This is a genomic window from Frankia sp. KB5 (genome assembly GCF_002099325.1).
Taxonomy (GTDB): domain Bacteria; phylum Actinomycetota; class Actinomycetes; order Frankiales; family Frankiaceae; genus Frankia; species Frankia casuarinae.
Genome location: NZ_MRUJ01000231.1, coordinates 1 through 2,348, shown reverse-complemented (window position 1 = coordinate 2,348; position 2,348 = coordinate 1). Strand labels below are relative to the sequence as shown.

3 protein-coding genes are annotated in these 2,348 nt (G+C 66.2%); all 3 read right to left on the bottom strand.

Translation table 11 applies throughout. The features are described 5' to 3' along the window. Positions 1-492 precede the first annotated feature (492 nt). On the bottom strand, positions 493-1,047 hold the full coding sequence (gene rdgB, locus KBI5_RS20035) for an RdgB/HAM1 family non-canonical purine NTP pyrophosphatase (protein ID WP_085016115.1): 555 nt from the start codon (positions 1,045-1,047) through the stop codon (positions 493-495). After that, the gene (locus KBI5_RS20030) at positions 1,044-1,883 is read right to left on the bottom strand and encodes an endonuclease/exonuclease/phosphatase family protein (protein ID WP_085016114.1); all 840 of its coding nucleotides are present in this window, start codon (positions 1,881-1,883) and stop codon (positions 1,044-1,046) included. The genes rdgB and KBI5_RS20030 overlap by 4 nt, the downstream gene beginning before the upstream one ends. Then, positions 1,880-2,348 (bottom strand): aldo/keto reductase (locus KBI5_RS20025; RefSeq protein ID WP_198537838.1); only part of this gene is annotated, 469 nt, incomplete at its 5' end. The genes KBI5_RS20025 and KBI5_RS20030, both read right to left, overlap by 4 nt.

Below are 2,348 nucleotides of genomic sequence, written 5' to 3'. Positions count from 1 at the left end.
CGCGGCCGTGTACCGCGGCGCCGTTCAGACCGACGAGTCCCGTCCACAGTGCTCCACCTCGCAGGCCGTTCCACGCAGGGCGGTCACCCGCCCGGACGGGTAGCCCTCAGATGACCCTCACCGTCTAGGACTACTCCGGTGGCAGCGATTTGTGGCGTTCTAACTTTGCAGTCCGATCGGCATCCCAGCGCGAAATGACTCAGAAGAACTAGCTCCGTTGGTCCGGATGGGCTAGCACAGCGGTCCGCTGTGCTAGCCCATCCGGACCAACGAGAGCCGTGCATCCAGTGGCGAGCTGCCCAGTGCAGCGCATCGGTGACCCTCACGTTCTGGCCGGCGGCGGGCACAGGTCGGGAGCGGAACCTACCGCGCTGGGCAAACGAGGAGCGCCGTCATGACCGCCAAGCCAAGTCGGCAAGAGTAGCCGCGGGCCGATACGCGCACAGTGGGATCTCCCACGACGGGATCGCGATTCGAGCACGCGGGCTGAGGTCAGCAGCCGGGGAGMCCGAGGTACTCGCGGAGGGCGTCGGCTGCCAGGCGGCGATGTGAGATCGCGTTCTTCTGCTCGCTCGACATCTCCGCAAAGGTGAAGGCGCTGCCGGTGGGCACGAAGATGGCATCGTAGCCAAAACCGCCGCTGCCGCGCGGCTCGGTGGTCAAGCTCCCATGGACAGTGCCGGTGAAGACATGGATGCCGGTTTCATCGGCGTAGCCGATAGCGGTCGTCACGGTGGCACCGCGATCGGATACGCCTGCCACCATATCCAGGATACCCTGAACGCCGACGGTGTCGAGGAACCATGCAACGAGAGCGCCTGGGAGGCCGTTCCATGYGCTCAGTGTCAGTCCAGTGTCGTCCACGATTACCGGGCTTCGCACCTTTGCGTAGACGTCCTCGGCTTTGCGTTCTACTACCTTCGCAACGTCGAGGGACTGGATCTCGATGAGGTCCACACTGGTCGCGGAAACCTCTATTCCTAGAAGGCTGGCGTACTCACGAGCCTTACCTGTGTTCCCGGTAACAAGCATAACGTGGTCGATCATACTGTCTTCCCCCCGAATGGTCTGGGTATTCTGGGCCGCGCGGTGWGGCATAAGGCAGCATGGTCGCTGAGTCCTTGTTGGCGGGGAGCGTGAAGGTAGTCGCAGCTGATCAGGTCGAACCGGTCGGCGGTGAAGAAGATGTGGTCGAAGCGGTAGCCGTTGCCTCCGCGCCCGTACCAGCTGTGGCCTGGCGTGTTGGGRTRCATTGCCCGGTAGGTGTCGGTGAGGCCGGTGTCGGTGAAGGAGCGGTAGAAGTCGTACTCCCAGCGGCCGAAGACCRGGTAGTGAGGGACGTGTCCCGGCTCGACGACATTGAGATCGCCAGTCACGATGACGGAGCCCTCAAATCCGGTGAGGAGGCCGGGGAGAGCCTTGGTGACGGCGTGTTGGAAGGCGCGTTTGTTCTCGTTGCGGCGGGCGGCCGGTCCGCGGGAGGGGACGTAGAGGCCGAGGAGCCGCATCCGTTGCCCTGCGATGTGCAGGTCCGCGGCGGGGGCGCGGTGGGGCAGGACATCGATGGGGGTCTCGACGGGTTCGAGGGCTGTGCGTGAGGCGATGGCGGTGCTGTAGTCGGGCAGGTCGGGTCGTGGGGCGTGGAGGTGGGTGTAGCCGTGCCGGACGAGCGCATCGAGGAGGGCATGGCCGCCAGGTCCGTGACCGACTTCGGTGAGCACGACGATGTCCGCGTCGGGTTGCTGGCTGAGCCAGGCGGCTTGGCGGCGGGCCCGGTCGGGTGCGGCGTGCTGGGCATTGAACGTGACCAGCCGCAGCTCGGTCGTGGACGCAGAGGCGGCCGGCGTAGTCGTGCTGGGGAACAGGGACTGCTGCGGGTTCATGCGGGTGGGGCCGTTTCGTCAAGGAAGACCTCGCCGCCTGCGTCGAGGTCCTGCTGGAGGTCGCTGAGGGTGGCGCGGACGAGGGCCAGGTCGTCGGCGGACAGGGGTGTGTCGAAGACGGTGAGGTTCTCGCGGATCTGGTCGGGGGTGGTGAAGCCGACGAGCACGGCCGCGTTGTCAGCGCGCTGAAGGCTGTAGGCCAGCACCACCCTGACCAGGTCGCGGGTCGACGGGCCGAACCGTTCGCGTAGGGGTGCGAGCCGGCGGTCGACGAGCGTGAGTGCGTCGGGGGTGTACCAGCGTTTGCGTTGCCGGTGATCCCCGTCGCTGAAGCGGGGTGGGCGGCGCGGGTCGTACTTACCGGTGAGCAGGCCTTGCCCGAGTGGTTTGTTGATCAGAATGCTGGCGTGGTGGTCGGCGGCGAGGGTGAAGATGTCCTGCTGGCCTGCGGGGGATGGTGGGGTC